Here is a 26925-nt window from a genome sequence, read left to right as displayed (position 1 = left end):
GTCGACCCGGCACGGCATGAGGTGCTCGACCACACCAGGAGGAACTGTGAGCAGCGATCGGGACGGGATGCGCGGGGGCTGGGCCACGCCCGGCGATGACCAGCCCGACGCGGAGTCCGCCATCGAGACGACGGGCGAGTTCACCATCGACTACGCGCCGCCGGCCTGGTACACGCAGAACGCGGGCGGGAGTTCGGGCGCGGGTGCGGGTACCGGTGGTGGTGCGCCCGCGCCTGTTCCGGCGCCTGCGCCTGCGCCTGCGCCTGCGCCGCAGGGTGTGACGGGGACGCCTCCGGGGGGTTTTCCGGCGCCGGTCGGTGAGCCGGTGCCGGGGCTGACGCCGCCCGCGCCTGTTCCGGCCCCTGCCCCTGCGCCGACTCCGGTTCCGGCTCCCGCTCCCGCTCCCGCTCCGGCGGCGGACGTGGCGCCCGCAGCGCCGTACGCTCCGCCCGTGGCCCAGGTTCCCGCGCAGCCCGCGCCGGGGATTCCGGCGGGCGCCGGATTCGAACCCCAGCAGCAGCCGCAGCCCGTCGCCGAGGAGGACGGCACCGGGAACGGCGACCTGGAGAGCGGCGCGACCATGCGTATCTCCGCGGTGGCCCTGAAGCGGCAGATCGCGGAGCGGGCGGAATCCGAGGCCCCGGACACGGACTCGGCGACCTCGGCGGACTCGGCCGAGGAGCCGGGTGACACCGGCGAGGCCGCGGCCGACGACAACGCCGTTCCCGCGCAGGCGGAGGACGACTCGGAGGCCGAGGCGGCGGACGTCTCCGAGGACACCGAGGACACCGACGCCGTCGAGGGCGCGGAGACGCAGGGCGAACCGTCCGCCGAAGCGTCGTCGGAGGAGCAGGCGGAGGAGCCGGCCGAGGCATCGGCGGAGGAGGACTCGCCCGCCCCGGCGGACGACGCCCCGCAGGCCGACGCGGCCGAGGACCCCGCGCCGCCCGCCTGGACTCCCCCGCCGCCCGCGCAGGGCGAACTGCCGCCGCTGCCGCCGTCGTACCAGCCCGCGGCGCCCGCCCCGGCAGCCGAATGGCCCGCGCAGCCGCAGCCCGAGCCCCAGCAGGCGGACGCCCCCGCGCCGCCGACACCGGCACCGCCCGCCCCGCAGCAGCCCGGCTACGGCTTCCCGCAGCCCCCGGCGCCCGACGCCCAGCCCGGTTACGGCTTCCCGCACACGGCCCCGGCCGCCGCCCAGTCCAACCCGCAGGCACCGCACACCCCCCAGCCGCCCGCGCCCAACGCCCAGGCGGGCTACGGCTTCCCGCAACCCGGCGGCTACGGCTTCCCACAGCCCGACCCGGCGAACCCGCACGCCCCGCAGGCGGACGCCCCCGCGCCGTCGGCACCGGCACCGCCCGCCCCGCAGCAGCAGCAGCCGGGTTACGGCTTCCCGCAGCCCCCGGCTCCCGACGCCCAGCCCGGTTACGGTTTTCCGCGGCCCGTCGGCGTCCCCGAACCCACGCCCCCGGCGACTCCCGGCGGCTACGGCTTCCCGCAGACCGACCCGGCCGCCCAGCCCAACCCGCAGGCGCAGCAGGCCCCGCAGCAGCCGCAGGCGGCCCAGCCGTCCCAGGCGCCTCAAGCCCCCCAGCCGTACCCCCAGTTCCCCCAGCAGGCCGACGGTCCGCGCCCGGCCCCCGCCGGGCCGCAGCCTCCGCATGCTGCACCGGCACCTCAGCAGGACGCACCCCAAGCCCCTCAGGCCCCCCAGGCCCCTCAGCCCCACCCCGTCGACCCCCGCATCGGTGCCGCCTGGCCGCAGCCGATCCAGCACGACCAGCGGCAGCCGGTCAACCCCGGTGCCGCGCCGCTGGGTTACACCGCGGCCGTGGAGCTGTCCTCGGACCGTCTGCTCAACGACAAGCGCCAGAAGGCGAAGAGCAGCCGTCCGACCGGAGGCTCCTCCCGCTTCAAGATCGGCGGAAAGAAGGAAGAGGCCGAGCGGCAGCGCAAGTTGGAGCTGATCCGCACGCCGGTGCTGTCCTGCTACCGCATCGCGGTCATCAGCCTCAAGGGCGGTGTGGGCAAGACGACCACGACCACCGCGCTCGGCTCCACCCTCGCCACCGAACGCCAGGACAAGATCCTCGCGATCGACGCCAACCCGGACGCCGGCACCCTCGGCCGACGCGTGCGGCGCGAGACCGGGGCAACCATCCGGGACCTCGTCCAGGCGATCCCGTACCTCAACTCCTACATGGACATCCGCCGGTTCACCTCGCAGGCGTCCTCCGGGCTCGAGATCATCGCCAACGACGTCGACCCGGCCGTGTCCACGACGTTCAACGACGAGGACTACCGGCGCGCGATAGACGTGCTCGGCAAGCAGTACCCGATCATCCTCACCGACTCCGGCACGGGTCTGCTCTACAGCGCCATGCGCGGGGTGCTCGACCTGGCCGACCAGCTCATCATCATCTCGACCCCGTCGGTGGACGGCGCGAGCAGCGCCAGTACGACGCTGGACTGGCTGTCCGCGCACGGGTACGCGGAGCTGGTCTCCCGTTCCCTCACCGTCATCTCGGGAGTGCGCGAGACCGGCAAGATGATCAAGGTGGACGACATCGTCAGCCACTTCGAGACGCGCTGCCGGGGTGTCGTCGTCGTGCCGTTCGACGAGCATCTGGCCGCCGGTGCCGAGGTCGACCTCGACATGATGCGGCCGAAGGTGCGGGAGGCGTACTTCCACCTCGCGGCGCTGGTCGCCGAGGACTTCGTCCGCCACCAGCAGATGCACGGCCTGTGGACGAACGACGGCAACCCGCCCCCGGTGGCCGCCCCGCCGATGCCGGGCCAGCAGTACCCGGGCCAGCCGTATCCGGGACAGCCGTTCCCTGGGCAGCAGGCCCCCGGCCAGCAGATCCCGGCCCAGCCGTACGGCGGCGGCCCGACGCCGGGTCAGCCGCCCGTCCCCGGCCAGCCGTACCCGCCCCAGGCCCAGCCCCCGGCGGCCCAACCTCAGCCCCACGCCCAGCCCCAGCCCCACGCCCCCGCGGCCCACCCGGGACAGCCGTACCCGCCCCAGCCCTACGCCCAGCAGCCGCCCGCGCCACAGCCCCCGCACGGGCAGCCGCAGCCGGGTCAGCCGTACGCCCCGCAGGCCCAGCAGCCGTACCCGCCGCAGCCCGGCCCCGGCCAGCCCTACCCCCAGCCGCCCCAGCCCCCGCCGGGCTACGGCTACCCCCAAGCGCCCCAGGCCCCGGCTCCGCAGCAGCCGCAGCAACCGCAGCAACCGCAGGAAGGGCAGGCCCAGACACCTCCCCCGCCTCCGCCGCCCCAGCAGTAACAGCACGCGAACCCAGCAAGACAAAAAAAGGGGGGCGGCCGGTGTCCGAAGACACCGGCCGCCCCCCTTCGCTGAACGCCGCCGGTTACGCCGACGCCTCCGCCACCAGCTCCCGGCAGCGCTGCACATCCACCGCCATCTGCTCCAGCAGCCCGTCGAGGGAGTCGAACTTCGCCTGGCCGCGCACGAAGGCGAGGAAGTCCACGGCGACATGGAGCCCGTACAGGTCGAGGCCGACGCGGTCGATGGCGTACGCCTCGACCGTGCGCTCGGTGCCGTCGAACTGCGGGTTCGTGCCGACCGAGATCGCGGCCGGCATCGCCTCGCCGCCCGCGTGCAGCCAGCCGGCGTACACGCCGTCGGCGGGGATCGCGGTGTGCGGGAGGGTCTCGACGTTGGCGGTGGGGAAGCCCAGCTCCCGGCCGCGCTGGGCGCCGCGCACGACGACGCCCTCGACGCGGTGCGGCCGGCCCAGGATCTCCGCCGCGCCCGTGAGATCGCCCTCGGCGACCAGGCGACGGGTCAGCGTCGAGGAGAACGGCTCGCCGCCACCCGCCTCACCGCGCACGAACAGGTCGACGACCTCGACCTCGAAGTCGTACACCTTGCCCTGCTCGGTGAGGAACTCGACGTTCCCGGCGGCCTTGTGGCCGAAGCGGAAGTTCGGTCCCTCGACGACGGCCCGGGCGTGCAGCTTGTCCACGAGGACCTTCACCACGAAGTCGGCGGGCGACAGCTTCGAGAACTCCGTGGTGAACGGAAGGATGAGCACGGCGTCGACGCCCAGCTCCGCCATCAGCTCGGCGCGCCGGTGGTGCGGGGCGAGCAGCGGCGGGTGGCTGCCGGGGCGGACGACCTCGCTGGGGTGCGGGTCGAAGGTGACGACGACAGCCGGGACGCCCAGGTCACGGGCGCGGTCGACCGCGTGCCGGATGATGAGCTGGTGTCCGCGGTGGACTCCGTCGTAGGACCCGATGGTGACGACGCTGCGTCCCCAGTCCTCGGGGATGTCCTCCAAGCCACGCCAGCGCTGCACTGTGACCGCTCCTCGAACCCGTGTCCGTATCCATCGTTTGCCGGTAACGCAGGTCTAAGGGTGCCATGCCGGGTGCCCCCGGCCCGCATCGGCATGGTGGCTGTGACCCGGCGCACGCGCCGGAGGCCCCACCCCGCTCACACGGGCACCCGCGCCCCCGCCAGGTTCTCCAGCATCCGCCGTGCGCTGGGCCCGACCACGGCCGCCCAGTCCGCCGGTTGCCCGGTGAGCCAGCCCGTGACCCGGGCGGCGAAACCGGGGACGTGCCGCCCCAGGTCGACAAGGCCCCGGTCGAAGCGCGCGGCGCCCTCCGGGGTGCGGACGAGGAGCAGCCCGGTGCGGTGGACCAGGGCGCGCAACTCCTCCCCGTGCCACTGGGCGGCGGCGTGCAGGACCGCGTCCAGGACGGCCGGGGCCCGCTCGCGGCCGAGCAGGAAGTCCAGCAGTTCACGGCGCGGCGGCCGGGAGGCGGGTGCCCCGGGCGAGGCCAGCACGGCGGCCAGGGCGGCGCGCAGCGGTTCGGGGGCCCGCTCGTCCAGCAGGCTCGTGACCAGCGGGAACAGCACGGCGTCGGCGGCCGGTCCGGCGTCCAGGCGCCGGTCGACATGGGCGGCCACGTCCCCGGCGGCCTCCGGATGCCGTTCCACGCCCTCCGCGACGAGTGCGGCGACCCGGCCGGCCAGCGCGGGCGTGGCGGCCTCCACGAGCGCCCGCAGCACGCGCCCCGCACCGGCGTCGGGGCGGCGCAGCCGGGTTCTGACGGCGGTCAGGACGGGCTCGGGATCGGGGTCGGTGGCGAGCGCGGCCAGCAGCGCGTACGCGGGCAGCCCGGGGTCGCCGTCCGCGAACCGCCGCAGTGCCTGCGGCAGATACCCGGCCCGGGTCTCCAGGTCCCGGACGAGGAGGCCGAGGGCGCCGGTGTGCAGGGTGCGGTCCGCGGGGCGGGCGAGCAGGGCGAGGGCGGCGTGGCGCAGCAGCCGGCGGTCGGTGTCCGTCGTCACGTGGGGTGCGGCGCGCAGTCCGTGGGCGACAGCGGCGGCCCGGCGGGCGGGGCGGTCGTCGTGGGCCCAGCGTTCGACGGCCCGGCACAGCGCGGAGGGCTCCTCCTCGGCGAGGACGGCGAGCAGTTCGTCGGCCCGCCGGTGCGCACGGCCGGCCAGGGCCTCGGTGAGGTCGTCCAGGGCGCGGTGCCGGTGGGTGTGCAGCAGCGCCTGCGCGGCGGTCGCCACGGTCGCGTGCGGGGCGGCGGGCAGCGGACGCTCGTCGTCGAACCAGCGGGTCAGACAGAGCTGTACGTCGGTGGGGCGGGCGGCGAGGAGCCGGGCCACGGTGTCGAGGTAGCGGGGGCCGCGGAGCGCGTCCGCGTCGGGCGGGGCGGCCGGGTCGGCGAGCACCAGCCGGCGCAGGAGATCGAGACGGAGGTCGAGCGGCACCCGGATCGCCGTCCAGAAGCCGGGCCCGAACTCCGGCAACGGCAGCCCCGCTCCCCCGCGCCCCTCCCCCGCGACCACGCCGCCGCCCCCGCTCGCCGCGATCCCGTCCGCGATCCGGCCCAGGACCGTGGCGTACGGCGTCGCGTCCGGGACGCGCAGCAGGGTCTCGGCGAGCAGCCGGGCGGCCCACCAGGAGGCCGGGTCGGCGTCCAGGGCGTCGGCCAGCTCGTCCAGCCGCCGGGCGAGCCGTGGGGCGCCCTGGTGGCGGCCGAGGAGCAGCAGGGCCTGGACGACGGGGCCGATGCGGTGGTGCGGGACGGGGAGCGGACGCCCGCCGGGCTCCTCGCCCTCCTCGCCCTCCCCGCCCTCCTCGCCGTGGCGGTGGACCAGGGCCCGCAACGCCTCGTCCAGGTCGAGGTGGAGGCCCTGGATCCAGTCGGCCAGTTCCTCGTGGGCGAAGCGATAGCCGCCCCCCGCGGGCACCAGCAGCCCTTCGGCGAGCACGGCGGAGGCCCAGCCGGTGCCGCCGCCGAGCCGGGCGGGGGCCTGGCCCCACGGGAACACCGCCTCGAACGACGCCCGGTCCAGCTCCCCCTGCCCGGGACCGAGGCTGCGGCGGGCGGCCTCGTGCACCTGTCCGGCCACCTTCGCCGCGAGCCGCCGTACGGCGGTGCCGCGCAGTCCGTTCCCGGCGGCGAGGCGGACGGCGATCCGCAGACACATCAGGTCGAGATGGGCGCCGAGGACGTCATGGCGGTCGACGGGTCCGGCGGGCGCGTCGGCCGGGAGGGCGGCGCGGATCTCGCCGAGGAGCCGCAGGGTGAGCGGGTGGCGGGCGTCTGGCGTGGTGAGCGCGGTCTCGGGGACGTCGTACCGGGCCCGTGCCTCGCACGCCTCCTCGGGGGTGAGGTCCCCGAGCCGCACACACGCGGGAAGCTCCCCGGCGCTCCCCGCCGCGCCGTGCAGCGCCTCGGCCGGGAAGTGCGCGCCCGCGCGCTCCCAGTACTCGGGGCGGCAGGCCACCAGCAGCCGTGCCCCGGTCTCCCGCAGCCAGCGGTCCGTGCCCCGCGTCCACTCGGCGAGCCGGTGGACGAGGGCGGGCGGCATCTCCTCCGGGCCGTCGAGAAGCAGTAGCAGGGGGCGCCCGGCCGTGTGGGCGAGCCGGGCGAGCCGGCCGGGGCAGAGGTCTTCGAAGGCGGTGTCGGACAGCCCTGCCGACGCGCCGACGATCCGGGCCGCGCGGTGCAGCGCCCGGTGCGCGGCGTCGGCGATCGAGTCGTCCTCGGCCCGCAGATCGGCGCCGCGCAGCCACAGCGTGGGCGCGGGCGCCCCACCCCGGCCGCGGCGGGCCGCGAGCGCCGCGAGTTCCGTCGTACGGCCGCTGCCGGGGGCGCCGACGAGGCCGAGGACGGTGGCGGGGCTCGCCTCGAAGGCGGCGAACTCCCGTGCGGGCGCCGGGCGTTCGACCGGGGGCGGCACGGTGGGGGAACCGGGGTCCGGGGGGCCGTCCGAGCCCACCGAGGTGGCGGCGAGTTCGAGGATGCCGGCGAGGTTGAGGTCGGCGCCGTAGGCCGGGACCGTCGCCGCGTTGCGGGCGAGCAGGTCGGCGAGGGGGCCGGTGGCGGGGCGCAGCGGGACGGCGAAGCCCGCGTCGCGGCCGCCGCACTGGAGGGCCGTGCCCACGACGGCGACGACGGCGCCGGTCGTGGCGTCGAGCACCGGTCCGCCGGCCGCGCCGCCGCCGAGCCGCAGCGCGTCGCGGCCCGCCGTGCCGATCGCCAGTTCCAGCGCGCCGTCGAGCAGGCGGGGGCGGTCCGTGGCGGTGTAGGTCACCGGGGTCTCGCCCAGGACGCGTGCCTCACGCCAGCAGCCGGCGGGGAGCCGGACGTATCGGCCCGCCTCCACCGTGTCCCGGACGGTCAGCGGCAGCGGTCGCGCGTCCAGGCCCTCGGTGCGTACGAGGGCGAGGTCCAGCTCGGGGAATGCCGTGACGGCGTCTGCGGTCACCGCGCGGTCGCGGTCGTCGGCCGTGTGCAGGACGAGGCGGAGCAGGCCGTCGACGGCCTCGTGGCTGGTGATCACCGTGCCGTGGTGGTCGGCGACGAAGCCGGTGCCGCGCGGGCGCCCTGCGAGGTCGCGGATGCGGACCAGGGAGGCTTCCGCGGGGTGCGCGAGGCCGGATGCCGCCTCGTGGCCCCCTGCCGCCATCGCCGTACCTCCCCGCCGCCCGTCTGCCCTGGGGTCGACGGTAGGCGCGCGATGATCAGCGGAACAGATCCCCTGGCGAACGCGCCCCCTCGCGCTCCCTCGGTTCACTCCGAGCGCCTGCCCGGACGGGTGAATGAACGGGGGACGCTGGATACACCCTAGGGGTGGGGGAACCGAGGGGGGACCGTGGAGCGGCGGCATTGAACACCCCGTGTTCGCCGCTCCACGGACACCTGGCCCGGCACGGAACCGGCCCTCGGATCAGCTCAGCACGGCAAGGCTCTTGGCCTTGCCCTTCTGCTCCTCCACCAGCGCCAGGAACCGGCCCTCGGGGTCGAAGACCGCGACGGCACCGACACCCGTGTACTCCTCGGGCATCTCCAGGCGGACGCCGTTGGTGAGCAGCCGGGCCCGCTTGGCGTCGACGTCCCAGCGCGGGAAGGCCGCCGAGGCCGCCTCCGCGATCGGCATCACGCTCAGCTCCTGCTGGAGCTGGTCGAGCGTCTTCGCGGAGTCCAGCTTGTACGGCCCGACGCGGGTCCGGCGCAGGGCGGTGAGATGGCCCCCGACGCCGAGGTCCGCGCCCAGATCGCGGGCGAGGGCGCGGATGTAGGTGCCGGAGGAGCAGACCACCGACACGACCAGGTCCAGGACGGGCGTGCCGTCCTCGGCGACGGCGTCCCGGACGTCGTACACCGCGAAGGAGGAGATGGTCACCGGGCGGGCCGGGATCTCGAAGTCCTCGCCGTCCCTGGCCCGCTTGTAGGAGCGGACGCCGTCGATCTTGATGGCGCTGACCTTGGACGGCACCTGCATGATGTCGCCGGTGAGCTTGGCGATACCGGCGTCGACGGCCTCCCGGGTCACCTTCGAGGCGTCCACGGAGGCGGTGATCTCGCCCTCGGCGTCGTCCGTCAGGGTCGTCTGGCCGAGGCGGATGGTGCCGAGGTACTCCTTCTCGGTGAGGGCGAGGTGACCGAGGAGCTTGGTCGCCTTCTCCACACCGAGGACGAGCACGCCGGTCGCCATGGGGTCGAGCGTGCCGGCGTGGCCGACGCGGCGGGTCCTGGCGATCCCCCGCATCTTGGCCACGACGTCGTGGGAGGTGAAACCCGACGGCTTGTCGACGATGACCAGGCCGTCGGGCGGGGTGTGCTTCTGCTTCATTCGGCGGTGTCGTCCGTCTCGTCGTCACCGGGCTTGCGGTACGGGTCGGCCCCGCCGGCGTACCCGGCGCCCGCGGACGCCTCGCGGACCTTCTCGTCGGCGGCACGCGCCTTGTCGAGCAGGTCGTCGATGGTGCGGGCGTTGTCCGGGAGGGCGTCGGCGACGAAGGCCAGCGTCGGGGTGAACTTCACCCCGGCGGCGCGGCCGACCTCGGAGCGCAGGATGCCCTTGGCGCTCTCCAGGCCCGCGGCCGCGGCCGCGCGCTCCTCCTCGTCCCCGTACACGGTGTAGAAGACGGTCGCCTCCCTGAGGTCTCCCGTGACCCTGGTGTCCGTGATGGTGACGTGGGAGCCGAGCCGCGGGTCCTTGATCCCGCGCTGGAGCTTCTGGGCCACCACCTCTCGGATGAGGTCCGCCAGCCTCTTGGCGCGCGCGTTGTCGGCCACTGGTCCGTCTCCTTAAGTGCTTACTTCTTGCTTCAGTCTTCGTCGCTGTGGAGCCTGCGTCGAACCGAGAGCAGTTCCACCTCGGGCCGTCCGGCGACCAGCCGCTCGCAGCGGTCCAGTACGTCGGTGAGGTGTCCCATGTCCCCGGAGACCATCGCGAGCCCGATCCCGGCCCTGCGGTGGAGGTCCTGATGGTCCGTCTCCGCCGCGCTCACCGCGTACTTGCGCTGGAGCTCGGCCACGATCGGACGGACGAGGGAGCGTTTCTCCTTGAGCGAGTGGACGTCGCCGAGGAGCAGGTCGAAGGACAGAGTCCCCACATACATATGTGTATCCGGATGTCCCGCCGGTTCGGGGTACGGGCGCCACGCTTCGACGCCGATACGGGAACCGTACACGCAACGGCCGGGGCCGATCGACGGAGTTTCCCTTCCGGGAATCCCCGCCGACCGGCCCCGATCGCGTGCTGGATCAGACGCGCGGCTTCTCGCGCATCTCGTACGTCGCGATGACGTCGTCGATCTTGATGTCGTTGAAGTTGCCGAGGTTGATACCGCCCTCGAACCCTTCGCGGATCTCGGTGACGTCGTCCTTGAAGCGACGCAGGCCCTCGATGTTGAGGTTCTCCGCGATGACCTTGCCGTCGCGGATGAGCCGGGCCTTGGTGTTGCGCTTGACCTCGCCCGAGCGGATGAGGACACCGGCGATGTTGCCCAGCTTGGACGACTTGAAGATCTCGCGGATCTCCGCCGTACCGAGCTCGACCTCTTCGTACTCCGGCTTGAGGAGACCCTTCAGGGCCGCCTCGATCTCCTCGATCGCCTGGTAGATGACCGAGTAGTACCGGACGTCGACGCCTTCGCGCTCCGCCATCTGCTGGGCACGGCCCGCGGCGCGGACGTTGAAGCCGATGACGATGGCGTCCGAGCCCATGGCCAGGTCGATGTCCGACTCCGTGACCGCACCGACGCCGCGGTGCAGGACGCGGATGTCGACCTCTTCGCCGACGTCGAGCTGGAGCAGCGAGGACTCGAGGGCCTCGACGGATCCGGAAGCGTCACCCTTGATGATCAGGTTGAGCTGCTGGACCTCGCCGGCCTTCAGCGCCGCGTCCAGGTTCTCCAGGGAGAACCTGCGGGTGCGCTTGGCGAAGGCCGCGTTGCGCTCGCGGGCCGCACGCTTCTCGGCGATCTGGCGGGCCGTACGGTCCTCCTCGACCACGAGGAAGTTGTCGCCGGCGCCCGGGACGTTGGTCAGGCCGAGGACCTGGACCGGCGTCGACGGACCGGCCTCGGCCACGTTGTTGCCGTTGTCGTCGAGCATGGCGCGCACTCGGCCGTAGGCGTCGCCCACGACCATCGTGTCGCCGACCCGCAGCGTGCCTCGCTGGACGAGGACCGTCGCCACGGCACCGCGGCCGCGGTCGAGACGGGACTCGATCGAGATGCCCTGCGCGTCCTGGTTCGGGTTGGCCCGCAGGTCGAGCGAGGCGTCGGCCGTGAGGATCACGGCCTCCAGCAGCGAGTCGATGTGCAGACCCTGCTTGGCGGAGATGTCGACGAACATGGTGTCGCCGCCGTACTCCTCGGCCACCAGCCCGTACTCGGTGAGCTGGCCGCGCACCTTGGTCGGGTCGGCGCCCTCGACGTCGATCTTGTTGACCGCGACGACGATCGGGACGTCGGCCGCCTTGGCGTGGTTGAGCGCCTCGACCGTCTGCGGCATGACGCCGTCGTTGGCCGCGACGACCAGGATCGCGATGTCCGTCGACCGGGCACCACGGGCACGCATGGCGGTGAACGCCTCGTGACCCGGGGTGTCGATGAAGGTGATCGCGCGGTCCTCGTCGTTGACCTGGGTCGAGACCTGGTAGGCACCGATGTGCTGGGTGATGCCGCCGGCCTCGCCCGCGATGACGTTCGTCTTGCGGATGGCGTCGAGCAGTCGGGTCTTGCCGTGGTCGACGTGACCCATGACGGTGACGACCGGGGGACGGACCACCAGGTCGTCCTCGTCGCCCTCGTCCTCGCCGAACTCGATGTCGAAGGACTCGAGCAGCTCGCGGTCCTCCTCCTCCGGGCTGACGATCTGAACTTCGTAGTTCATCTCGCCCGCGAGGAGCTGGAGGGTCTCGTCGGAGACGGACTGGGTCGCGGTGACCATCTCGCCGAGGTTCATCATGACCGCGACGAGCGACGCCGGGTTGGCGTTGATCTTCTCCGCGAAGTCGGTGAGGGACGCACCGCGCGACAGGCGAATGGTCTCGCCGTTGCCGCGAGGCAGCATCACGCCGCCGACCGACGGGGCCTGCATGGCCTCGTACTCCTGGCGCCTCTGACGCTTGGACTTGCGACCGCGACGCGCGGGACCGCCGGGACGGCCGAAGGCGCCCTGCGTGCCACCACGGCCACCGGGACCGCCGGGACGGCCGCCGAAGCCGGGACGGCCACCGCCGCCACCGCCGAAGCCGCCACCGCCGCCGGGGCCACCGCCACCGGGACGGCCGGCGAAGCCGCCGCCACCCGGACGGGCACCGCCGCCGGGACCGGCCGGACGACCGGCGAAGCCGCCGCCGGGACGACCGCCGCCGCCACCCGGACGACCGCCGCCACCCGGACCGCGGCCGCCGGGGCCACCGCCGGGACGCGGGCCGGCAGCCGGACGCTGCGGCATCATGCCGGGGTTCGGACGCGGGCCGCCGGGACGCGGACCACCGGGTCCGGCACCCTGCGGACGGGGCATGCCCGACGGCGAGGGACGCGAACCGCCCGGAGCCTGCGGACGGGGACCGCCGCCCTGGCCACCGGGGGCCTGCGGACGGGGACCGGCGCCGGGGGCACCGGGACCGCCGGGACGCGGAGCGCCCTGCGGACGGGGGGCCTGCGGACGGGCCATGCCGGCGTTGCCACCGGACGTGAAGGGGTTGTTGCCCGGACGCGGACCGGCCGGACGGGCGCCCGGACGGGGCGCACCGGCGCCACCGGGACGCTGGCCCTGCGCGGCGGCGGGACGCTGTCCCTGACCGCGGTCCTGCTGACCCTGGCCGGGACCACCGGGACGGGCACCCGGACGGGGCGCGCCGGGGCGCGGTCCCTGGGCGGCCGGACGGGGCGCGGACGGGGCGGCCGGGGGCGCCGGCGGAGCGGTGAACTCCGGGGCGGCCGGGGCCGGACGCGGCGCGGGCTTGGGACCCGGGACCGGACGCGGACCCGAGGCCGGCGCGGCGGGCGACGCCGGGGCGGCCGGAGCCGTCGGCGGCTGGGCCGCTGCGGGCTTCGGGGCCGGCGGACGCGGGGCGGCCGGACGGGCCGACTGCGCCGGTGAGGGCGCTCCGGGCTTGGGGGCGGCCTTGCGCGGGGCGGGCTTGGCGGACTTGCCGCCGCCCTGGAAGGCGTCAGTCAATTTACGGACTACGGGCGCTTCGATGGTCGAAGACGCCGAACGGACGAATTCACCGAGTTCTTGGAGCTTGGCCATGACGACCTTGCTCTCCACGCCGAACTCCTTGGCGAGTTCGTATACCCGGACCTTAGCCACTTCGCTCCTTTTAGGTCCGGGTTGCGTCCGGACCGTCGCTACTTCATGGGCGTACTCATCGCGTGCTCATCGAGTGCTCATCGCAATCTCGACCTACTTCCAACTCGCGGAATACCTGGGCCGCGCGGAGGCTCCGCGCGACGCTTCTTACGGTGTCACCTGATCGGCAACTGCTGCCTGGTCGGCAACTGTCGTCTGCTCGACGTAGTGGCGCAACGCCTTTGTGTCGAGCGCTCCCGGGGCGCGCAACGCCCTCGTGAACACCCGGCGGCGTACCGCCTGGTCGAGACAGACCAGGGCGGGGTGTACATACGCACCCCGGCCGGGCAGCGTACCGCGATGATCGGGGACGCATGCGCCCTCGACCGCCACGATGCGCAGCAGGTCCGTCTTGGCCGCCCGCTTCCGGCACCCCACACAGGTGCGCTCAGGGCATGCTCCGGTGTGCGTCCGGCCAGACACAGCTAAGTCTACCTCCCCGCGGCCACCTCACCCCTTTGGGGCAGGATTCGAACACTTGCCGCGATACATCTGACGTGATCTGAACGGGCCGCGGACCGGATCTGTTCCCCGGCCCGCGACCTGGGTCACTCCGCCGGCTGCTCGGTGTCCGGGCGGATGTCGATCCGCCAGCCGGTCAGCCGGGCGGCGAGGCGGGCGTTCTGCCCCTCCTTGCCGATCGCCAGGGAGAGCTGGTAGTCCGGCACGGTCACGCGCGCGGAGCGGGCCGCGAGGTCCACCACCTCGACCTTGGAGACCCGGGCCGGGGACAGCGCGTTGGCCACCATCTCGGCCGGGTCGTCCGACCAGTCGACGATGTCGATCTTCTCGCCGTTCAGCTCGCCCATCACATTGCGCACCCGGCCGCCCATGGGGCCGATGCAGGCGCCCTTGGCGTTCAGGCCCGAACGGGTGGACCGTACGGCGATCTTGGTGCGGTGGCCGGCCTCGCGGGCGATGGCGGCGATCTCGACGGAACCGTCGGCGATCTCCGGCACCTCCAGCGCGAACAGCTTCTTCACCAGATTGGGGTGGGTACGCGAAAGCGTGACCGAGGGACCCCGGACGCCCTTCGCCACCCGGACGACGTACGACCGCAGCCGCAGGCCGTGCGGGTACGTCTCGCCCGGGACCTGTTCCTGCACCGGCAGGATGGCCTCCAGCTTGCCGATGTCCACGAGCACGTTCTTCGGGTCGCGGCCCTGCTGGACCACTCCGGTGACGATGTCGCCCTCACGGCCGGCGTACTCGCCGAGCGTGGCGTCGTCCTCGGCGTCGCGCAGCCGCTGGAGGATCACCTGCTTGGCGGTGGTCGCGGCGATGCGGCCGAAGCCGGACGGGGTGTCGTCGAACTCGCGGGGCTGCTGGCCCTCCTCGAGGTCCTCCGCGTCCTCCTTCGCCCACACGGTCACATGCCCGGTCTCCCGGTTGAGCTCCACGCGCGCGTGACGGCGGCTTCCCTCGGTGCGGTGGTAGGCGATGAGGAGGGCCGACTCGATCGCCTCGACCAGCAGGGGGAAGGAGATCTCCTTCTCCCGAACCAAGCCCCGCAGGGCACTCATGTCGATGTCCACGGCTACGCCTCCTCTTCCTTCTCGTCCTTGTCCTTGCGGTTGAACTCGACCTGCACGCGCGCCTTCTCGACGTCCGCGAGGGCGACTCTGCGGGTCGTGGCCTTACGGCCCTTCACGCCGGGGACCTCGAGGTCGAGGCCGTCGTCGTCGGCGTGCAGGATCCGGGCGACCAGTTCGCCGGTCCCGGCGAGCTGGAATCTGACCAGCCGTCCGGTGGCGCGCACGAAGTGCCGGTGTTCGGTGAGGGCGCGCTCCGCGCCCGGGGTGCCGACCTCGAGGGTGTACTCGCCCTCGCCCATCGCGTCGGTCTCGTCGAGCTTCGCCGAGAGCGCGCGGCTCACATCGGCGATCCGGTCCAGGTCGGCACCGGTGTCGGAGTCGACGACGACACGCAGCACACGCTTGCGTCCCACGGAGTCCACGGCGATCTCTTCGAGGTCCAGGCCCTGGGAGGCGATGAGCGGCTCCAGGAGCTCTCGCAGCCTCTCGCTCTGGGTGGTGCTCATCCGGGTGACTCCTCGGCCGCGTGTGCTGTTGTGGGATGGGTCGCGTGTCTGGTCAAAGGGTATCCGGTCGCGGGGTGTGTTGCCGTCCACCTGTGCACGGAGGGTGGCCGCCCCTCTGCGTGCGGTGCCGCTGAGTGGTGCCGGACCGGTGCGCGGGTACGGTGATCACGGGCCTGCCGCCCTTCTTGGTGTTTTCTTCGTACGAGTTCCCCGAGGACGTCTGCCGTGCCGTTCCCCCTCCCGCCGCGCGCCCCCTCGGGGCTGCCGCGCCGAAGAACCCTGCTCGCGTCGGCCGCCGGCGCCGCCCTGCTCGCGGGCTGCTCGTCCGGTCCCCGGGACTCCGGGGGCTCCGGGAAGGAAGAGGAGAGCGCGGGCGGCAGTCCGTCGGTCACCGAACGGGCCCGCGCGCGTGCGGCCCGGGAGAGCCACGCGCTGGTCGAGCGGTACGACGCCGTCCTGGCCGCCCATCCGGCGCTCACGGAGCGGCTGACGCCGCTGCGGGCGGAGGTGGTACGGCACATGGAGGCGTTCGGGGGCACGCCAACGGCTTCTCCGACGCCCTCGTCGGCGGCGCCTTCATCGGCGATGCCTTCCTCGTCGGCCCCTTCCCCGTCGTCCTCCGCACCTGTGTCGGCGAAGGAGGCCATCGCCGCGCTGGCCGCCGCCGAGCGGACGCTGGCGGACAGCAGGGCGGCGGCGCTGCTGGACGTACCGGGCGAACTGGCCCGGCTGCTGGCCTCGGTGGCGGCGGCCGGTGCGGCACACGCGTATCTGCTGACGGAGGGGGCCCGATGAGCGACACGACCACCGCGGAACTGACGGCGCTCCAGGCGGCGCTGGCGGCCGAGCACGCCGCCGTCTACGGGTACGGCGTCGTCGGCGGACGGATCGGCGAGGCCCGGCGCACGGAGGCCAGGGCGGCGTACGACGCGCACCGCGCGCGCCGGGACGCGCTGGCGCGCGAGGTGCGTGACCTGGGCGCCGATCCGGTCGCCGCGAGCGCCGCGTACGGGCTGCCGTTCCCGGTGCCGGACGCCCCTGCGGCGGTGCGGCTCGCGGCCGAGCTGGAGGACCGGGTGGCCGGGGTGTACTCGGACCTGGTGCGGGCGACGTCGGGCGTGCGGCGCGGCGAGGCCGCCGGTGCGCTGCGCGAGGCGGCGGTGCGGGCGGTGCGCTGGCGGGGCGGAAGCGTAGCCTTCCCTGGTCTCGCCGAGCGGGCCGGCACCGGGTCGGCCGCCTCCGGGCCCTCGGCGACCCCGACGGCGTGACCGGTTGACGGAAGGGAACGACTCGCGCATGGCTTTCGAACCGCCGCAGCGTCTGGTGCGGGCACTCGGGGAGACCGCGCCGGACGGTGACGAGTGGTTGGAGAAGCTGCCCGAGTCGGCCCGACAGGCCGTCTCCCTGGGCGGGTTGAGCGTCGAGCGGACCCAGATGCCGGGGGGCCGCAGCAGTCTGGTCGTGCTGGTGCGGCGGGCCGACGGGACGCCCGCGGTGCTGAAGCTGGCCCCGCCCCGGTTCCGGCCGGAGGCGGAGCGGGCCGCGCTGGCGCACTGGGGCGGTCTGGGCGCCGTCGCGCTGCTGGACGGGCCGGTGACGGAGGGGGTGCTGCTGCTGGAGCGGCTGCACCCGGACGTGTCGGTGCGGTCGTTGCCGGAGGCCAAGGCGCTGCTGGAGGCGGCGGGGACGCTGCGGCGGCTGTGGGTGGAGCCGCCGGACGGCGCCGGTGCGGACGTCTTCGAGAGTGTGGCCGAGCGGACCGGGCGGCAGGCGGAGGCGATGCGGGCGAGCGCGGACGCGCCGGTGCGGGCGCTGGTGGACGCGGCGCTGTCGGCCCGGGAGGAGTTGCTGGCCGCGCCGCCCGAACGGCGGTTGCTGCACGGGACGTTCCGGCAGAGCAAGGTGCTGGCGGGTGAGCGGACGCCGTGGCTGGCGGTGGGGCCGGATCCGGTGGTCGGGGAGTGCGCGTTCGATCTGGCGCGACTGGTGCGCGACCGGGTGGAGGACCTGATCGCCTCCCCCTCGGGGGCGGCCATCACCCGGCGGCGGGTGCGGAAACTGGCGGACTCGCTGGAGCTGGACCAGGAGCGGGTGCGGGGCTGGACGCTGTTCCGGGCCGTGGAGTCCGGAGTGCGGGCGCGGCGGGTCGGGCGGGCCCGGGACGCGGAACTGCTGCTGGAGTTCGCGGGCTGGCTGTAGGCGAAGGGCGCGGACCGGACCGGTCCTGACGGCGTCCCCCTGCCCGGAGGAACCTGGGCAGGGGGACGCCGCTCGTCCGGTCGACGTGCCTCCCGAGCCTGCCGGCCGGAGCTTCCGTCAGCGGTCGCCGGGCCGTACCGGGGGCGGCCGCCGTTCGACGGGGGCGGTGAACAGGCTGCCTTCGAGGGCCAGCAGACGGGTGTGCCTGCGGATGTGGGCGGCCTGGTCCGGGCTGCGCCGGCCGTCACCCGGGGACGGTGTCCCGGTGGGCTCCACGTACGGGACGTGCGCGAACAGCGGGAGATCGGCGGGCGGCAGCCGCCAGGAGAGCTGGCGCTCGCCGGCCACGAGCCTCAGCAGATGCGTGCCGTCCGTACCGCCGTCGGGGGCCGGGGTGATGACGGCGCTCGCCGGGTGCAGTGCGGCCAACCAGGCGAGCAGGTGGGCGCGTTCACGGGCGACGAGGCTCAACTCCCTTTCGTAGGAGTCGGCGTGCCGCTGCCAGCGCTCGCGTTCCTGCCGGCAGTCGTCCAGATCGAGGGCGAGACGCGGCCGGGGCACGGCTGCCTGCTGCTCCTGCGCACCGCGCGGCCGGAGCCTGCGGAGCAGCGCGGCGGCGGTCCTGCCGACAGGACCGGATGTCGGGCGTGAGGGCATCAGTGCTCCGGTGACGATGAGCGTGGATCAGGTCCGCAACGGGGGGACGGGGGCCGGGGCGTGGTGGATCCGGTACGGCGATAGCGGCCGGCGCCACGGGCGTTGGCGCTGCGGCACGCCTCGTCGACGGGTTCCCTGCGGCGCAGGTGCCTCTGATAGGCGGCCCGGGTGCCGCAGGGCGCGGGGCACGCCGGACGCGGGGCCGCGGGCGACCGGGCCTGGGGCTCCCGGCCCCCGCCCGCCTCCCTCTCGGCCCGCCGGTCCAGGGCGTGCCGCTGGGGCCCGGTCAGCCCGGCGACGACACCGTTGCGATGACACCGCGGAAGCCCCTTCTCCCGCCGCAGGACGGCGGCGCGGCAGTGTTCGAGCACGGGACAGGCGGCACAGATGGCCATGGCCCGGGCCCAGGTCCGCCGAGAGAACCACAACTCGGCATCCTGAAACCGACAAGCAGCCCTGGCCTCCCAGGCCCGGGATCCCCGGTCATCGACGGGCGGCGAATCGGTGCGGCACGCGTCCCGCGGGGTCGTGCCGTATGCGTCCCGCGGGGCCATACCTTCCGACGGCGACGACCCTGAGCCGACCGTCACCCGCCGATCCGTGACGTCGGTCGTCCGCGGGCCTGGGTCTCCGAGCGGCGGCGACCCTGTGCCGTACGTGGCCCGCGAGGCCGTGCCGTCCGACGGCGGCAAGTCCTTGCCGCCGTCGGCCCGCGCCCCCGTGCTGCCGGCCCTCCGCGGGCCTGGGCCGGCCGTGGCCCGCGCGCCCGTGCCCTCCGGCGCCGGCGAGCGTGCGTCGCCCGCCGCCCGCAGGCCCGTGCCGTCGGCCTCACGCAAGCCTGCGCCGACCCCGGCCCGCGCGTCCCGCCCCCCGGCGCTCATCGGTCCGCTCCGGCGGGGTTGGGCGCCATCACCGGGGCGGGCTCCCGCACCGGGCCGTGGTGCGGTTCCGGGCTGTGGTCCCGTAACCGGTCGCGCTCCTGCGCCAGGCCGCGTCCCGGTGCCGGGCTGTGCTCCTGCGCCAGGCCGTGCCCCCGCGCCGGCCCTTGCTCCGCAGCCGGGCCGTGGTGCAGCGCCGAGTTGTGGTCCCGCGCCTGGCCGTTCTCCAGCACAGGGACGGGCTTCCATACCGGACCTTGAAGCGAGGCCGGGCTATGGTTCCCCGCTCGGTCGCGCTCCTGCGTCGGGCTGTGGTCCCGAGCCTGCCCATGTTCCAGCACCGGGGCGGGCTCCCGCGCCGGCCCCTGTCCCGAGGCCGGGCTGTGGTCCTGTGCCGACTCGTAGGCCCGTGACCGATCGGGATCCTGAGTCTGACCGCCCTCCGGCTCCGGGCCACCACCCCACCCCGGGTCGTGGTCCAGCACCGGACCGTGCTCCCGTGCCGGGCCGCGCTCCGGGGGTGCCAGGTCGTGTTCCGGTGCGGGGTCGTGGGGTGTCGGCAGGTCGTACGGCGGGGTCAGGTCGTACGGCACCGCCGGGTCGTGGGACCGTGCCAGACCCTGGAGCGCCGCCAAGTCAGCGAGCGAGGCCGAGTCTTCGGGCGAGGCCAGTCCTTCGGGCGAGGCCAAGTCCCAGTGCGGGAGCAGGTCTTCGGGCGGTGTCAGGCCCTGCGGCAGGGCCAAGTCCTGGGGCGAGGCCAGCCCTTCCAGCGGGGCCAAGTCCCTGAGCCGGGAGGTTTCTTCAGGTGCTGTCGGATCCTGAGGCGGCGCCGAGCCCTCGCGTGGGGCCAAGTCGTACGGCAGTTCAAAAGCCTCGGCGGGGCTGTCGGTCGGGCGGGGTGTGCTCGGGGGTACCGGGGTCAACGGGCCCAGGTGGGCTGCCACGTTGGCCAGGGTGCAGCGTTCGGGGCGGCCGTCCAGGGACATCAGGGGCATGCCGTCCTTGGTGCGGTGGCCGTGGAAGTACCAGGTGTCTCCGAAGGTGTCGCGGTACGGGAGGGCCAGGTCGTACGTCGTTCCGGCGAGGTGGAACGGGCGGGACGGGGGCGGGGGTTCGGGGGCCGGGGTCAGGGCGACCACCGTCACCCGGACTCCGCCTCGCTCTCCCTCGCCCGTCACCGTGTGCGGGTGGAGCCGCTCGCCGGTCGAGGCGATGCCGAAGTACGCGCGCCAGCGCACCCATTGGGCCGGGCCGTCGACGCGGAGCACGACCCGGACCCGGTCGCCGTCGACCCGGATGCGGTGCGGGCCGGCGTGGCCGGCCAGGTGGCGTTCGATGGCGCGCGCGACGCACTTGGCCCGTTCGCAGGAGGCGTCCCAGGCCAGTGCCTGGCGCTCCAGGTCGGTGACCGGGCGCGGGGCGCGGGTCCAGCCGCCGCCCGGCGCCCGGTGCAGCACCGTGCCGAAGGACCGCTCGGGGTCGACGAGGAGCCGGGCGGAGTCCAGCGCGAACGCGACGGCGTTCGCCTGCGCGGGCCGGACGGATCCGAGGACCGCGCGGATCACGCCGGCCGCGTGCGGAAGGTTGCTGTTCACACGCACACCGCCTCGGCCGTCCAGCGCATCTTCCGCAGCGCGCGATAGGTGAGCGTCTTGACCGCGCCGACGCTGCGGCCCATCGCCCGGGCCGTCTCCTCCGCCGACAGCTCGTCCAGGAAACGGAGTTCGACGCAGTGCCGCTGGTGGTCGTTGAGGGCGTGCAGGGCGGCGCGGACCGCCTCGTGCGCCTCGACGGCCTCCAGTTCGCGCAGCGCGAGCGACTCGGTGTCCCGGCCGGGCGCCTGCGGGTCCTGGAACTCGGCGACCGGCGTCTCCAGCCGGGTGCGGCCGCGGCCGATCTCGTCGAGGTAGAGGTTCTTGGCGATGGTGGTGAGCCAGGCCGCGAACGCCGTGCCCTGCCAGGTGAACGCGTCGATACGGCGCAGGGCGCGGGTGAACACCTCCTGGGTCAGGTCCTCCGCCAGGTGCCGGTCGCGGGTGCGGACGAGCAGATAGGCGTACACCGGGCGGTAGTGCTCGTGGTACAGGGCGGCGAAGGCGTCCCGGTCGCCCGTGCGGGCCCGGGCGACCAGCTCGGGTTCCGGACCGGGCGGAGCGGCCGTGGCGTTGTTCGGTAAGGACACGATGATCTCCGCATCTTCAGTCTGAGTCTCAGCCTCAGTCTTCAGTCTTCATGTAGATGTAGATTTCTGGCGTGGAATACCACCCGGACGGATGAGGTTCGGGGATATCTACAGTCTTCACGCGGATGCATATAGTGTCAAGCGGCTTACGGGGCGTGAGGGAAGGGTGTGACGACCGGGCGGGGAGCACGGGGGCGCGTGGCCGCACCCCGGCCCCCACAACGCTCCGGCGTGCTTCCGAAGCCCCCGTCGGCAGTCTGCGATCTACTTGCGCTTGTAGATATTGATGGCCGATCCTCTGATGCGTGACGAACCAGCAGAGCCACCCAGGAGATCCAGACCCCGGCCACGATCCGTCCCGCCGGGACGAGGACCTGGCGGCTCTGCTCGAACGACTCCTGGCCCAGGCCCCCGGACGCACCCAGAAGGACCTGGCGGCGGGCGCCGGCATCTCCTATCCGACGCTCAACGCGTGGATGAACCGGACCCGCGGCACCTCCCGCATCGACCCGGAGAAACTGCGGGCCATGGTGGAGGTGTTCCGCCGCTGGGGCGTGAGTACGACGCCGAGGGAGTTCTTCGAGGCCGTCGGCCGGCCCGTACCCGGTCCCAGCGGCGACGAGCGCGAGGCGCGGCTGCTGAAGCTGTACCGGCAACTGCCCGAGTCACGGCAGCGTGCACTGCTGAAGGACGCGGAGGCGATGCTCCAGGTCAGCCGCATCATGTGAGGTCGGCGGCGCCGCGCGCGACACGGGAAGGCTACGGATGAATGTGACGAAAGTCCTCACGAACCGGACATTCACCGGTACCATCAGTCAGCCGCTGACCTCCCGGAGCGGATCACTTCGTGCCGTAGTGCATCCCTGGGGAGACAGTTGTGTGCATCCACATTTCCATGGCGGACGATCTGCCGAGAATCGCGGTCTGGGATCCCGACGAGGTGAGTATCCACATCGCCAGAGGTTTCCAGGTCCGTGACGTGCTCCGGGAAGTACGGGACATCCTCACGATCGACCTGGGCGCCCCAGTGTCGCGCGGCGGACCGCTGCGCTGCTTCTGCGGAATGCGCGTGGACCTCCCGCGGGAACTGTTCCCCTGTGACTTAGAGGCACAGGCCGGCTGATTCCCCCACGGCGGCGCGATCACGCCGGCCTCCCCCGCCGGCGTGATCGTCGCGCACGCGTGAGCCGTCAGACGGTGAGGCGGGCGATCGCCTCGTCCACCGTCAGCTCCTCGCGCTCACCGGTACGACGGTCCTTCAGCTCCAGGACGCCCTCGGCGCTGCGGCGCCCGGCCACCAGGATCTTGGGCACGCCGATCAGCTCGGAGTCGGTGAACTTCACGCCCGGGGAGACGCCCGCGCGGTCGTCGACCAGGACCCGCAGCCCGGCCGCCCGCAGCTTCTCGGAGACCTCCAGGGCCAGCTCGGTCTGGAGCGCCTTGCCCGCGGCGACCACGTGCACATCGGCCGGGGCGACCTCGGCGGGCCAGCACAGGCCCTTGTCGTCGGCCGACTGCTCCGCGAGCGCCGCGACCGCGCGGGAGACGCCGATGCCGTAGGAGCCCATGGTGACGCGGACCGGCTTGCCGTTCTGGCCGAGGACGTCGAGCTTGAGGGCGTCCGCGTACTTGCGGCCGAGCTGGAAGATGTGGCCGATCTCGATGGCACGGTCCAGCTTGAGGCCGGTGCCGCACTGCGGGCAGGGGTCGCCCTCCTGGACGACCACGACGTCGACGTACATGTCGACCTCGAAGTCACGGCCCGCGACGACGTTCTTCGCGTGCGTGCCTTCCTTGTTGGCGCCGGTGATCCAGGAGGTGCCGGGGGCCACCCGCGGGTCGGCGATGTAGGTGACCTTCTCGCCCAGGCCCTGCGGTCCGACATAGCCGCGCACCAGGTCCGGGCGGCCCACGAAGTCCTCGGCGGTGACCAGTTCGACGGCGGCCGGGGCGAAGTGCGCCTCCACCTTGCCGAGGTCGACCTCACGGTCACCGGGGACGCCGACGGCCACGATCTCGCCGTCCACCTTCACCAGCAGGTTCTTCAGCGTCGCGGAGGCCGGGACGCCGAGGTGGGCGGCGAGGGTCTCGATGGTCGGGGTGTCCGGGGTCGGGATCTCCTCCAGCGCGGCCACGCCCTCGGCGTCCACCGGGCTCAGGGCGTAGGTGATCGCCTCGGTGTTGGCGGCGAAGTCGCAGTTCGGGCAGTCCGCGAAGGTGTCCTCGCCGGCCTCGGCCGGGGCCAGGAACTCCTCGGACTTGGAGCCGCCCATGGCACCGGCGGTGGCGGCGCAGATGCGGTAGTCGAGGCCGAGGCGCTCGAAGACGCGCCGGTACGCCTCGCGGTGCAGGGCGTAGGACCGGGCCAGGCCCTCGTCCTCGGTGTCGAAGGAGTACGAGTCCTTCATCAGGAACTCGCGGCCGCGCAGGATGCCGGCGCGGGGACGGGCCTCGTCACGGAACTTGGTCTGGATCTGGTAGAGGATCACCGGCAGGTCCTTGTAGGACGTGCACTGGTCCTTGACCAGGAGGGTGAAGATCTCCTCGTGGGTGGGGCCGAGGAGGTAGTCGCCGCCCTTGCGGTCGTTGAGGCGGAACAGCTCGGCGCCGTACTCCTCCCAGCGGCCGGTCGCCTCGTACGGCTCCTTCGGCAGCAGCGCGGGCAGGGACACCTCCTGCGCGCCGATCGCGTCCATCTCCTCACGGACGATCCGCTCGACGTTGGCGAGGACCTTCTTGCCGAGGGGCAGCCAGCTCCAGATGCCGGCGGCGGTACGGCGGACGTAGCCGGCGCGGACCAGGAGCTTGTGGCTGAGCACCTCGGCGTCCGCCGGGTCGTCGCGCAGGGTCTTCGCCATCAACTGGGACATGCGCTGGACCGGTGCGTTGGCCATGGTTCTCGTACTCCTGCCGATGGGGGTCCCCCCGCTCGAGCGCAGCCGAGAGTGGGGGAGGGTGATGGCTAGGAGGTTAGCCGGGAGCGCGGTGTGGCCGGAAATCCGTTATCCGCGCAGCAGCGGCAGGGGGGCTCCCATGACGGCGTACGGGCGGGGCGCGCTGGGGAAGAGGACCCTGCGGGCCAGGTCCTGGTAGCCGAGGGAGCGGTAGAGGGCGCGGGCCGGGCTCTCGATGTCGATCGCGGAGAGGATCGAGCGGGGTTCGGCGGCGCTGTCGGTGATCGTGGTGATCAGGGCCCGGCCCGCGCCGCGGTTCTGGTAGGCCGGGTGGACGTGGAGTTCGGTGATGACGAAGGAGTCGTCGAGCCACAGTTCGTTGCGCTGGGCGCGGAGATAGGGCTCCACGACGGTGGACCACCAGTGGGTGCGGTCGTTGGGCATGCCGTAGACGAAGCCCACGAGGCGGCCCTCGGGGGTCGTCGCGCCGTAGGCCCGCGCGCCGTTGTGGGTCATGTGGCGCAGCACGATCTGCCGCCGGACGGCCACCTCGTCGGGCCCGAGTCCGAACGCCACGGCTTGGACCGCGAGGGCCTCGTCCACGTGGGCGGGGAGGTCCAAGGGGCCGATGACGAGGTCCATGGCCGGGAGCCTACAGGGGGTCTAGAAGAGGATGCTGGTGAAGGCGCCGACCTCCTGGAACCCCACGCGACGGTAGGTCCTGCGGGCGGCCGTGTTGTAGTCGTTCACGTAGAGGCTCACGACCGGTGCCACGTCCGCGAGCGCGTAGCGCAGGACGGCGGCCATACCGGGTGCGGCCAGGCCCCTGCCCCGGTACTCGGGGGCGACCCAGACGCCCTGGATCTGGCACGCCCGCGCGGTCGCGGCGCCGATCTCGGCCTTGAAGACGACCTTGCCGTGCTCGTCGAGACGGGCGAAGGAACGGCCGGACCCGACGAGTTCGGCGACCCGGGCCTGGTAGAGCAGACCCCCGTCGCCGGCCATCGGGGAGACGCCGACCTCCTCGGTGAACATGGCCACGCACGCCGGCATGATCGTGTCCATCTCGTCCTTGCGGATACGGCGGACGTAGGGATCCGGGGTGATGTCGGCGGGCATCCGGTCGGTGACCATGAGGGGCTGGTGGGCCCGGACCTCGCGGGCCGGACCCCAGTGGGGTTCGAGGAGCCGCCACAGCCGGCCGGTGGCCTCGGCGGGGCCGACGATCGAGGAGCAGCGGCGGCCGGCCCGGCGGGCGCGGTCCGCGAAGGCGCGTACGGCGCGGGGGGTGGCGCAGATCGGGACGAGGTTGGCGCCCGCGTAGCACAGGGAGGTCAGCATGCCGTCCTCGTACCAGCCCCACATCTCGCCGCCGAGGCGCCAGGGGTCGAGGCCGGCGACCTGGACGCGGGAGGTCACGAAGGCGTTGGCGACCGGGTCGCGGTCCAGGACGGCGAGCGCGGCGTCCAGGTCGCTCGGTTCGAGGACCCGGGAGGTGGTCTGGGTCAACACGTGCGGGGCCTCACCCTCAGGACTGCTCTGGTCTCCGCACTGTACCTGCGGAAGCTGAGCGGTGGGGTGGTGCGGGCGGCGTCCGGGTGCTGGGGGCTGCCGCCCCCAGGCCCCCGCTGTCGGCCCTGGACGGGCCTCGTCCTCAAACGCCGGACGGGCTGAAAACCAAAAGCCTGGCCTGCCCGGCGTCAAGACATGAACCTCAGCCCGCCACCGACACCGACGGCTCGCCCGAGGCGATTCCCTCCGCCTCCATCTGTTCGGCCAGCTTCATGGCCTCCTCGATGAGGGTCTCCACGATCTTGGACTCGGGGACGGTCTTGATGACCTCGCCCTTGACGAAGATCTGGCCCTTGCCGTTGCCGGAGGCGACGCCGAGGTCGGCCTCGCGGGCCTCGCCGGGGCCGTTGACGACGCAGCCCATGACGGCGACGCGGAGGGGGACCTCCATGCCGGTGAGGCCGGCGGTGACCTCTTCGGCCAGCTTGTAGACGTCGACCTGGGCGCGGCCGCAGGAGGGGCAGGAGACGATCTCCAGGCCGCGCTGCTTGAGGTTCAGGGACTCCAGGATCTGGTTGCCGACCTTGACCTCCTCGACCGGCGGGGCCGAGAGGGAGACGCGGATGGTGTCGCCGATGCCCTGGGAGAGGAGGGCGCCGAAGGCGACGGCGGACTTGATGGTGCCCTGGAAGGCGGGGCCCGCCTCGGTGACCCCGAGGTGGAGCGGGTAGTCGCACTGGGCGGCGAGCTGGCGGTACGCCTCGATCATCACGACCGGGTCGTTGTGCTTGACCGAGATCTTGATGTCCCGGAAGTCGTGCTCCTCGAAGAGGGACGCCTCCCACAGGGCGGACTCGACGAGCGCCTCGGGGGTCGCCTTGCCGTACTTCTGGAGCAGACGGCGGTCCAGGGAGCCCGCGTTCACGCCGATGCGGATGGGAGTGCCGTGGTCGCGCGCGGCCTTGGCGATCTCCTTGACCTTGTCGTCGAACTGCTTGATGTTGCCCGGGTTCACGCGGACCGCGGCGCAGCCGGCCTCGATCGCCGCGAACACGTACTTCGGCTGGAAGTGGATGTCGGCGATGACGGGGAGCTGCGACTTGCGGGCGATGGTCGCGAGGGCGTCGGCGTCGTCCTGGGTGGGGCAGGCGACGCGGACGATCTGGCAGCCGGAGGCGGTCAGCTCGGCGATCTGCTGGAGGGTCGAGCCGATGTCGGACGTGCGGGTCGTGGTCATCGACTGCACGGAGACCGGGGCGTCACCGCCGACCGCGACGGAGCCGACCTGGATCTGCCGGCTCTTGCGGCGCTCGGCAACCCTGGTCGGAACGGACGGCATGCCGAGAGAAATCGCAGTCATCTGCTGTGCAACCCCAAGTCGTGGATCAAGGCCCAGGTCCCGTC

The 26925-nt window shown here is 73.5% G+C and carries 23 protein-coding genes; 6 read left to right on the top strand and 17 right to left on the bottom strand.

Annotated features, from left to right (window positions below; all coding sequences use genetic code 11):
• Positions 1–16: 16 nt before the first annotated feature.
• Positions 17–3292, top strand: a complete 3276-nt coding sequence (locus AFM16_RS28335) for an SCO5717 family growth-regulating ATPase (protein ID WP_431523099.1) — start codon at positions 17–19, stop codon at positions 3290–3292.
• A gap of 85 nt (positions 3293–3377) precedes the next feature.
• On the opposite strand, the gene AFM16_RS28330 is transcribed toward AFM16_RS28335, so the two are convergent.
• The 9 genes from AFM16_RS28330 to rimP all read right to left on the bottom strand — a co-directional run bounded on the left by AFM16_RS28330 (position 3378) and on the right by rimP (position 15199).
• Complete coding sequence (locus tag AFM16_RS28330; protein ID WP_078635020.1) at positions 3378–4328, bottom strand: bifunctional riboflavin kinase/FAD synthetase; 951 nt, start codon at positions 4326–4328, stop codon at positions 3378–3380.
• 137 nt (positions 4329–4465) lie between these two features.
• Positions 4466–7969 carry a trypsin-like peptidase domain-containing protein gene (locus AFM16_RS28325; RefSeq protein WP_078635018.1) on the bottom strand — a complete coding sequence of 1168 codons (3504 nt, stop codon included), beginning with the start codon at positions 7967–7969 and terminating at the stop codon, positions 4466–4468.
• A 261-nt stretch (positions 7970–8230) separates the two neighbouring features.
• Positions 8231–9136 carry a tRNA pseudouridine(55) synthase TruB gene (gene truB, locus AFM16_RS28320; protein ID WP_030797067.1) on the bottom strand — a complete coding sequence of 302 codons (906 nt, stop codon included), beginning with the start codon at positions 9134–9136 and terminating at the stop codon, positions 8231–8233.
• The gene (rbfA, locus tag AFM16_RS28315; RefSeq protein ID WP_030797065.1) at positions 9133–9582 is read right to left on the bottom strand and encodes a 30S ribosome-binding factor RbfA; all 450 of its coding nucleotides are present in this window, start codon (positions 9580–9582) and stop codon (positions 9133–9135) included. The genes truB and rbfA overlap by 4 nt, the downstream gene beginning before the upstream one ends.
• Positions 9583–9614: 32 nt before the next feature.
• Positions 9615–9908, bottom strand: a complete 294-nt coding sequence (locus AFM16_RS28310) for a DUF503 domain-containing protein (protein ID WP_030797063.1) — start codon at positions 9906–9908, stop codon at positions 9615–9617.
• Positions 9909–10053: 145 nt separating this feature from the next.
• Positions 10054–13119 carry a translation initiation factor IF-2 gene (infB, locus tag AFM16_RS28305; RefSeq protein ID WP_078635016.1) on the bottom strand — a complete coding sequence of 1022 codons (3066 nt, stop codon included), beginning with the start codon at positions 13117–13119 and terminating at the stop codon, positions 10054–10056.
• 147 nt (positions 13120–13266) lie between these two features.
• Entirely contained in the window at positions 13267–13581 is a 315-nt protein-coding gene (locus AFM16_RS28300) for a YlxR family protein (protein ID WP_078635013.1), read from the bottom strand.
• 125 nt (positions 13582–13706) lie between these two features.
• A complete protein-coding gene (nusA, locus tag AFM16_RS28295; protein ID WP_030797057.1) occupies positions 13707–14693 on the bottom strand; it encodes a transcription termination factor NusA in 987 nt (328 codons plus the stop codon).
• A gap of 2 nt (positions 14694–14695) precedes the next feature.
• The gene (rimP, locus tag AFM16_RS28290; RefSeq protein ID WP_078635011.1) at positions 14696–15199 is read right to left on the bottom strand and encodes a ribosome maturation factor RimP; all 504 of its coding nucleotides are present in this window, start codon (positions 15197–15199) and stop codon (positions 14696–14698) included.
• 225 nt (positions 15200–15424) lie between these two features.
• Here rimP and AFM16_RS28280 point away from each other — a divergent pair, with 225 nt between their 5' ends.
• Genes AFM16_RS28280 through AFM16_RS28270 form a run of 3 tightly spaced genes read left to right on the top strand, consistent with a single transcriptional unit; the run spans position 15425 to position 17398 of the window.
• Positions 15425–15994 (top strand): hypothetical protein, encoded by a 570-nt coding sequence (locus tag AFM16_RS28280; RefSeq protein WP_078635009.1) that lies wholly within the window; start codon positions 15425–15427, stop codon positions 15992–15994.
• On the top strand, positions 15991–16467 hold the full coding sequence (locus tag AFM16_RS28275) for a ferritin-like domain-containing protein (RefSeq protein ID WP_030797051.1): 477 nt from the start codon (positions 15991–15993) through the stop codon (positions 16465–16467). The genes AFM16_RS28280 and AFM16_RS28275 overlap by 4 nt, the downstream gene beginning before the upstream one ends.
• A 28-nt stretch (positions 16468–16495) precedes the next feature.
• Entirely contained in the window at positions 16496–17398 is a 903-nt protein-coding gene (locus tag AFM16_RS28270; RefSeq protein WP_078635007.1) for an aminoglycoside phosphotransferase family protein, read from the top strand.
• Between the two features lie 117 nt (positions 17399–17515).
• On the opposite strand, the gene AFM16_RS28265 is transcribed toward AFM16_RS28270, so the two are convergent.
• The 4 genes from AFM16_RS28265 to AFM16_RS28250 all read right to left on the bottom strand — a co-directional run bounded on the left by AFM16_RS28265 (position 17516) and on the right by AFM16_RS28250 (position 21115).
• Positions 17516–18055 carry a hypothetical protein gene (locus tag AFM16_RS28265; protein ID WP_051781056.1) on the bottom strand — a complete coding sequence of 180 codons (540 nt, stop codon included), beginning with the start codon at positions 18053–18055 and terminating at the stop codon, positions 17516–17518.
• The gene (locus AFM16_RS40655; RefSeq protein ID WP_167797269.1) at positions 18055–18609 is read right to left on the bottom strand and encodes a WhiB family transcriptional regulator; all 555 of its coding nucleotides are present in this window, start codon (positions 18607–18609) and stop codon (positions 18055–18057) included. Before AFM16_RS40655 ends, AFM16_RS28265 begins: the two co-directional genes overlap by 1 nt.
• Positions 18610–18932: 323 nt before the next feature.
• Entirely contained in the window at positions 18933–20528 is a 1596-nt protein-coding gene (locus tag AFM16_RS40210; protein ID WP_256861356.1) for a BN159_2729 family protein, read from the bottom strand.
• Entirely contained in the window at positions 20525–21115 is a 591-nt protein-coding gene (locus AFM16_RS28250) for a sigma-70 family RNA polymerase sigma factor (RefSeq protein ID WP_030797040.1), read from the bottom strand. The genes AFM16_RS40210 and AFM16_RS28250 overlap by 4 nt, the downstream gene beginning before the upstream one ends.
• A 305-nt stretch (positions 21116–21420) precedes the next feature.
• Between AFM16_RS28250 and AFM16_RS28245 the strand changes: the two genes are divergently transcribed.
• Together AFM16_RS28245 and AFM16_RS28240 are read left to right on the top strand one after the other, a co-directional pair.
• Positions 21421–21843, top strand: coding sequence for a helix-turn-helix domain-containing protein (locus AFM16_RS28245; RefSeq protein ID WP_030797037.1), 423 nt, complete (start codon positions 21421–21423; stop codon positions 21841–21843).
• Between the two features lie 167 nt (positions 21844–22010).
• The gene (locus AFM16_RS28240; RefSeq protein WP_245177819.1) at positions 22011–22238 is read left to right on the top strand and encodes a hypothetical protein; all 228 of its coding nucleotides are present in this window, start codon (positions 22011–22013) and stop codon (positions 22236–22238) included.
• A gap of 67 nt (positions 22239–22305) precedes the next feature.
• On the opposite strand, the gene AFM16_RS28235 is transcribed toward AFM16_RS28240, so the two are convergent.
• From AFM16_RS28235 to ispG, 4 genes are all read right to left on the bottom strand, one after another.
• Positions 22306–24009, bottom strand: a complete 1704-nt coding sequence (locus AFM16_RS28235) for a proline--tRNA ligase (RefSeq protein ID WP_078635005.1) — start codon at positions 24007–24009, stop codon at positions 22306–22308.
• Between the two features lie 108 nt (positions 24010–24117).
• A complete protein-coding gene (locus tag AFM16_RS28230) occupies positions 24118–24651 on the bottom strand; it encodes a GNAT family N-acetyltransferase (protein ID WP_030797031.1) in 534 nt (177 codons plus the stop codon).
• 21 nt (positions 24652–24672) lie between these two features.
• Complete coding sequence (locus tag AFM16_RS28225; RefSeq protein WP_030797029.1) at positions 24673–25521, bottom strand: GNAT family N-acetyltransferase; 849 nt, start codon at positions 25519–25521, stop codon at positions 24673–24675.
• A 202-nt stretch (positions 25522–25723) separates the two neighbouring features.
• The gene (gene ispG / locus AFM16_RS28220) at positions 25724–26881 is read right to left on the bottom strand and encodes a flavodoxin-dependent (E)-4-hydroxy-3-methylbut-2-enyl-diphosphate synthase (protein ID WP_078635003.1); all 1158 of its coding nucleotides are present in this window, start codon (positions 26879–26881) and stop codon (positions 25724–25726) included.
• Positions 26882–26925: the final 44 nt, after the last annotated feature.

The sequence above is a fragment of the Streptomyces antibioticus genome, assembly GCF_002019855.1.
GTDB classification, from domain to species: domain Bacteria; phylum Actinomycetota; class Actinomycetes; order Streptomycetales; family Streptomycetaceae; genus Streptomyces; species Streptomyces antibioticus_B.
This window is presented reverse-complemented; position numbering and strand designations above follow the sequence as displayed.

Bases quoted from the DNA above. Each gene is read 5' to 3' on its own strand.
- AFM16_RS28310 (WP_030797063.1), bottom strand. From the start codon at position 9,908: ATGTATGTGGGGACTCTGTCCTTCGACCTGCTCCTCGGCGACGTCCAC.
- AFM16_RS28335 (WP_431523099.1), top strand. From the start codon at position 17: ATGAGGTGCTCGACCACACCAGGAGGAACTGTGAGCAGCGATCGGGAC.
- AFM16_RS28265 (WP_051781056.1), bottom strand. From the start codon at position 18,055: ATGCCCTCACGCCCGACATCCGGTCCTGTCGGCAGGACCGCCGCCGCG.
- AFM16_RS28275 (WP_030797051.1), top strand. From the start codon at position 15,991: ATGAGCGACACGACCACCGCGGAACTGACGGCGCTCCAGGCGGCGCTG.
- AFM16_RS28240 (WP_245177819.1), top strand. From the start codon at position 22,011: ATGGCGGACGATCTGCCGAGAATCGCGGTCTGGGATCCCGACGAGGTG.
- AFM16_RS28325 (WP_078635018.1), bottom strand. From the start codon at position 7,969: ATGGCGGCAGGGGGCCACGAGGCGGCATCCGGCCTCGCGCACCCCGCG.
- AFM16_RS40655 (WP_167797269.1), bottom strand. From the start codon at position 18,609: ATGGCCCCGCGGGACGCATACGGCACGACCCCGCGGGACGCGTGCCGC.
- AFM16_RS28235 (WP_078635005.1), bottom strand. From the start codon at position 24,009: ATGGCCAACGCACCGGTCCAGCGCATGTCCCAGTTGATGGCGAAGACC.
- ispG (WP_078635003.1), bottom strand. From the start codon at position 26,881: ATGACTGCGATTTCTCTCGGCATGCCGTCCGTTCCGACCAGGGTTGCC.
- AFM16_RS28230 (WP_030797031.1), bottom strand. From the start codon at position 24,651: ATGGACCTCGTCATCGGCCCCTTGGACCTCCCCGCCCACGTGGACGAG.
- truB (WP_030797067.1), bottom strand. From the start codon at position 9,136: ATGAAGCAGAAGCACACCCCGCCCGACGGCCTGGTCATCGTCGACAAG.
- rimP (WP_078635011.1), bottom strand. From the start codon at position 15,199: ATGAGCACCACCCAGAGCGAGAGGCTGCGAGAGCTCCTGGAGCCGCTC.
- AFM16_RS28270 (WP_078635007.1), top strand. From the start codon at position 16,496: ATGGCTTTCGAACCGCCGCAGCGTCTGGTGCGGGCACTCGGGGAGACC.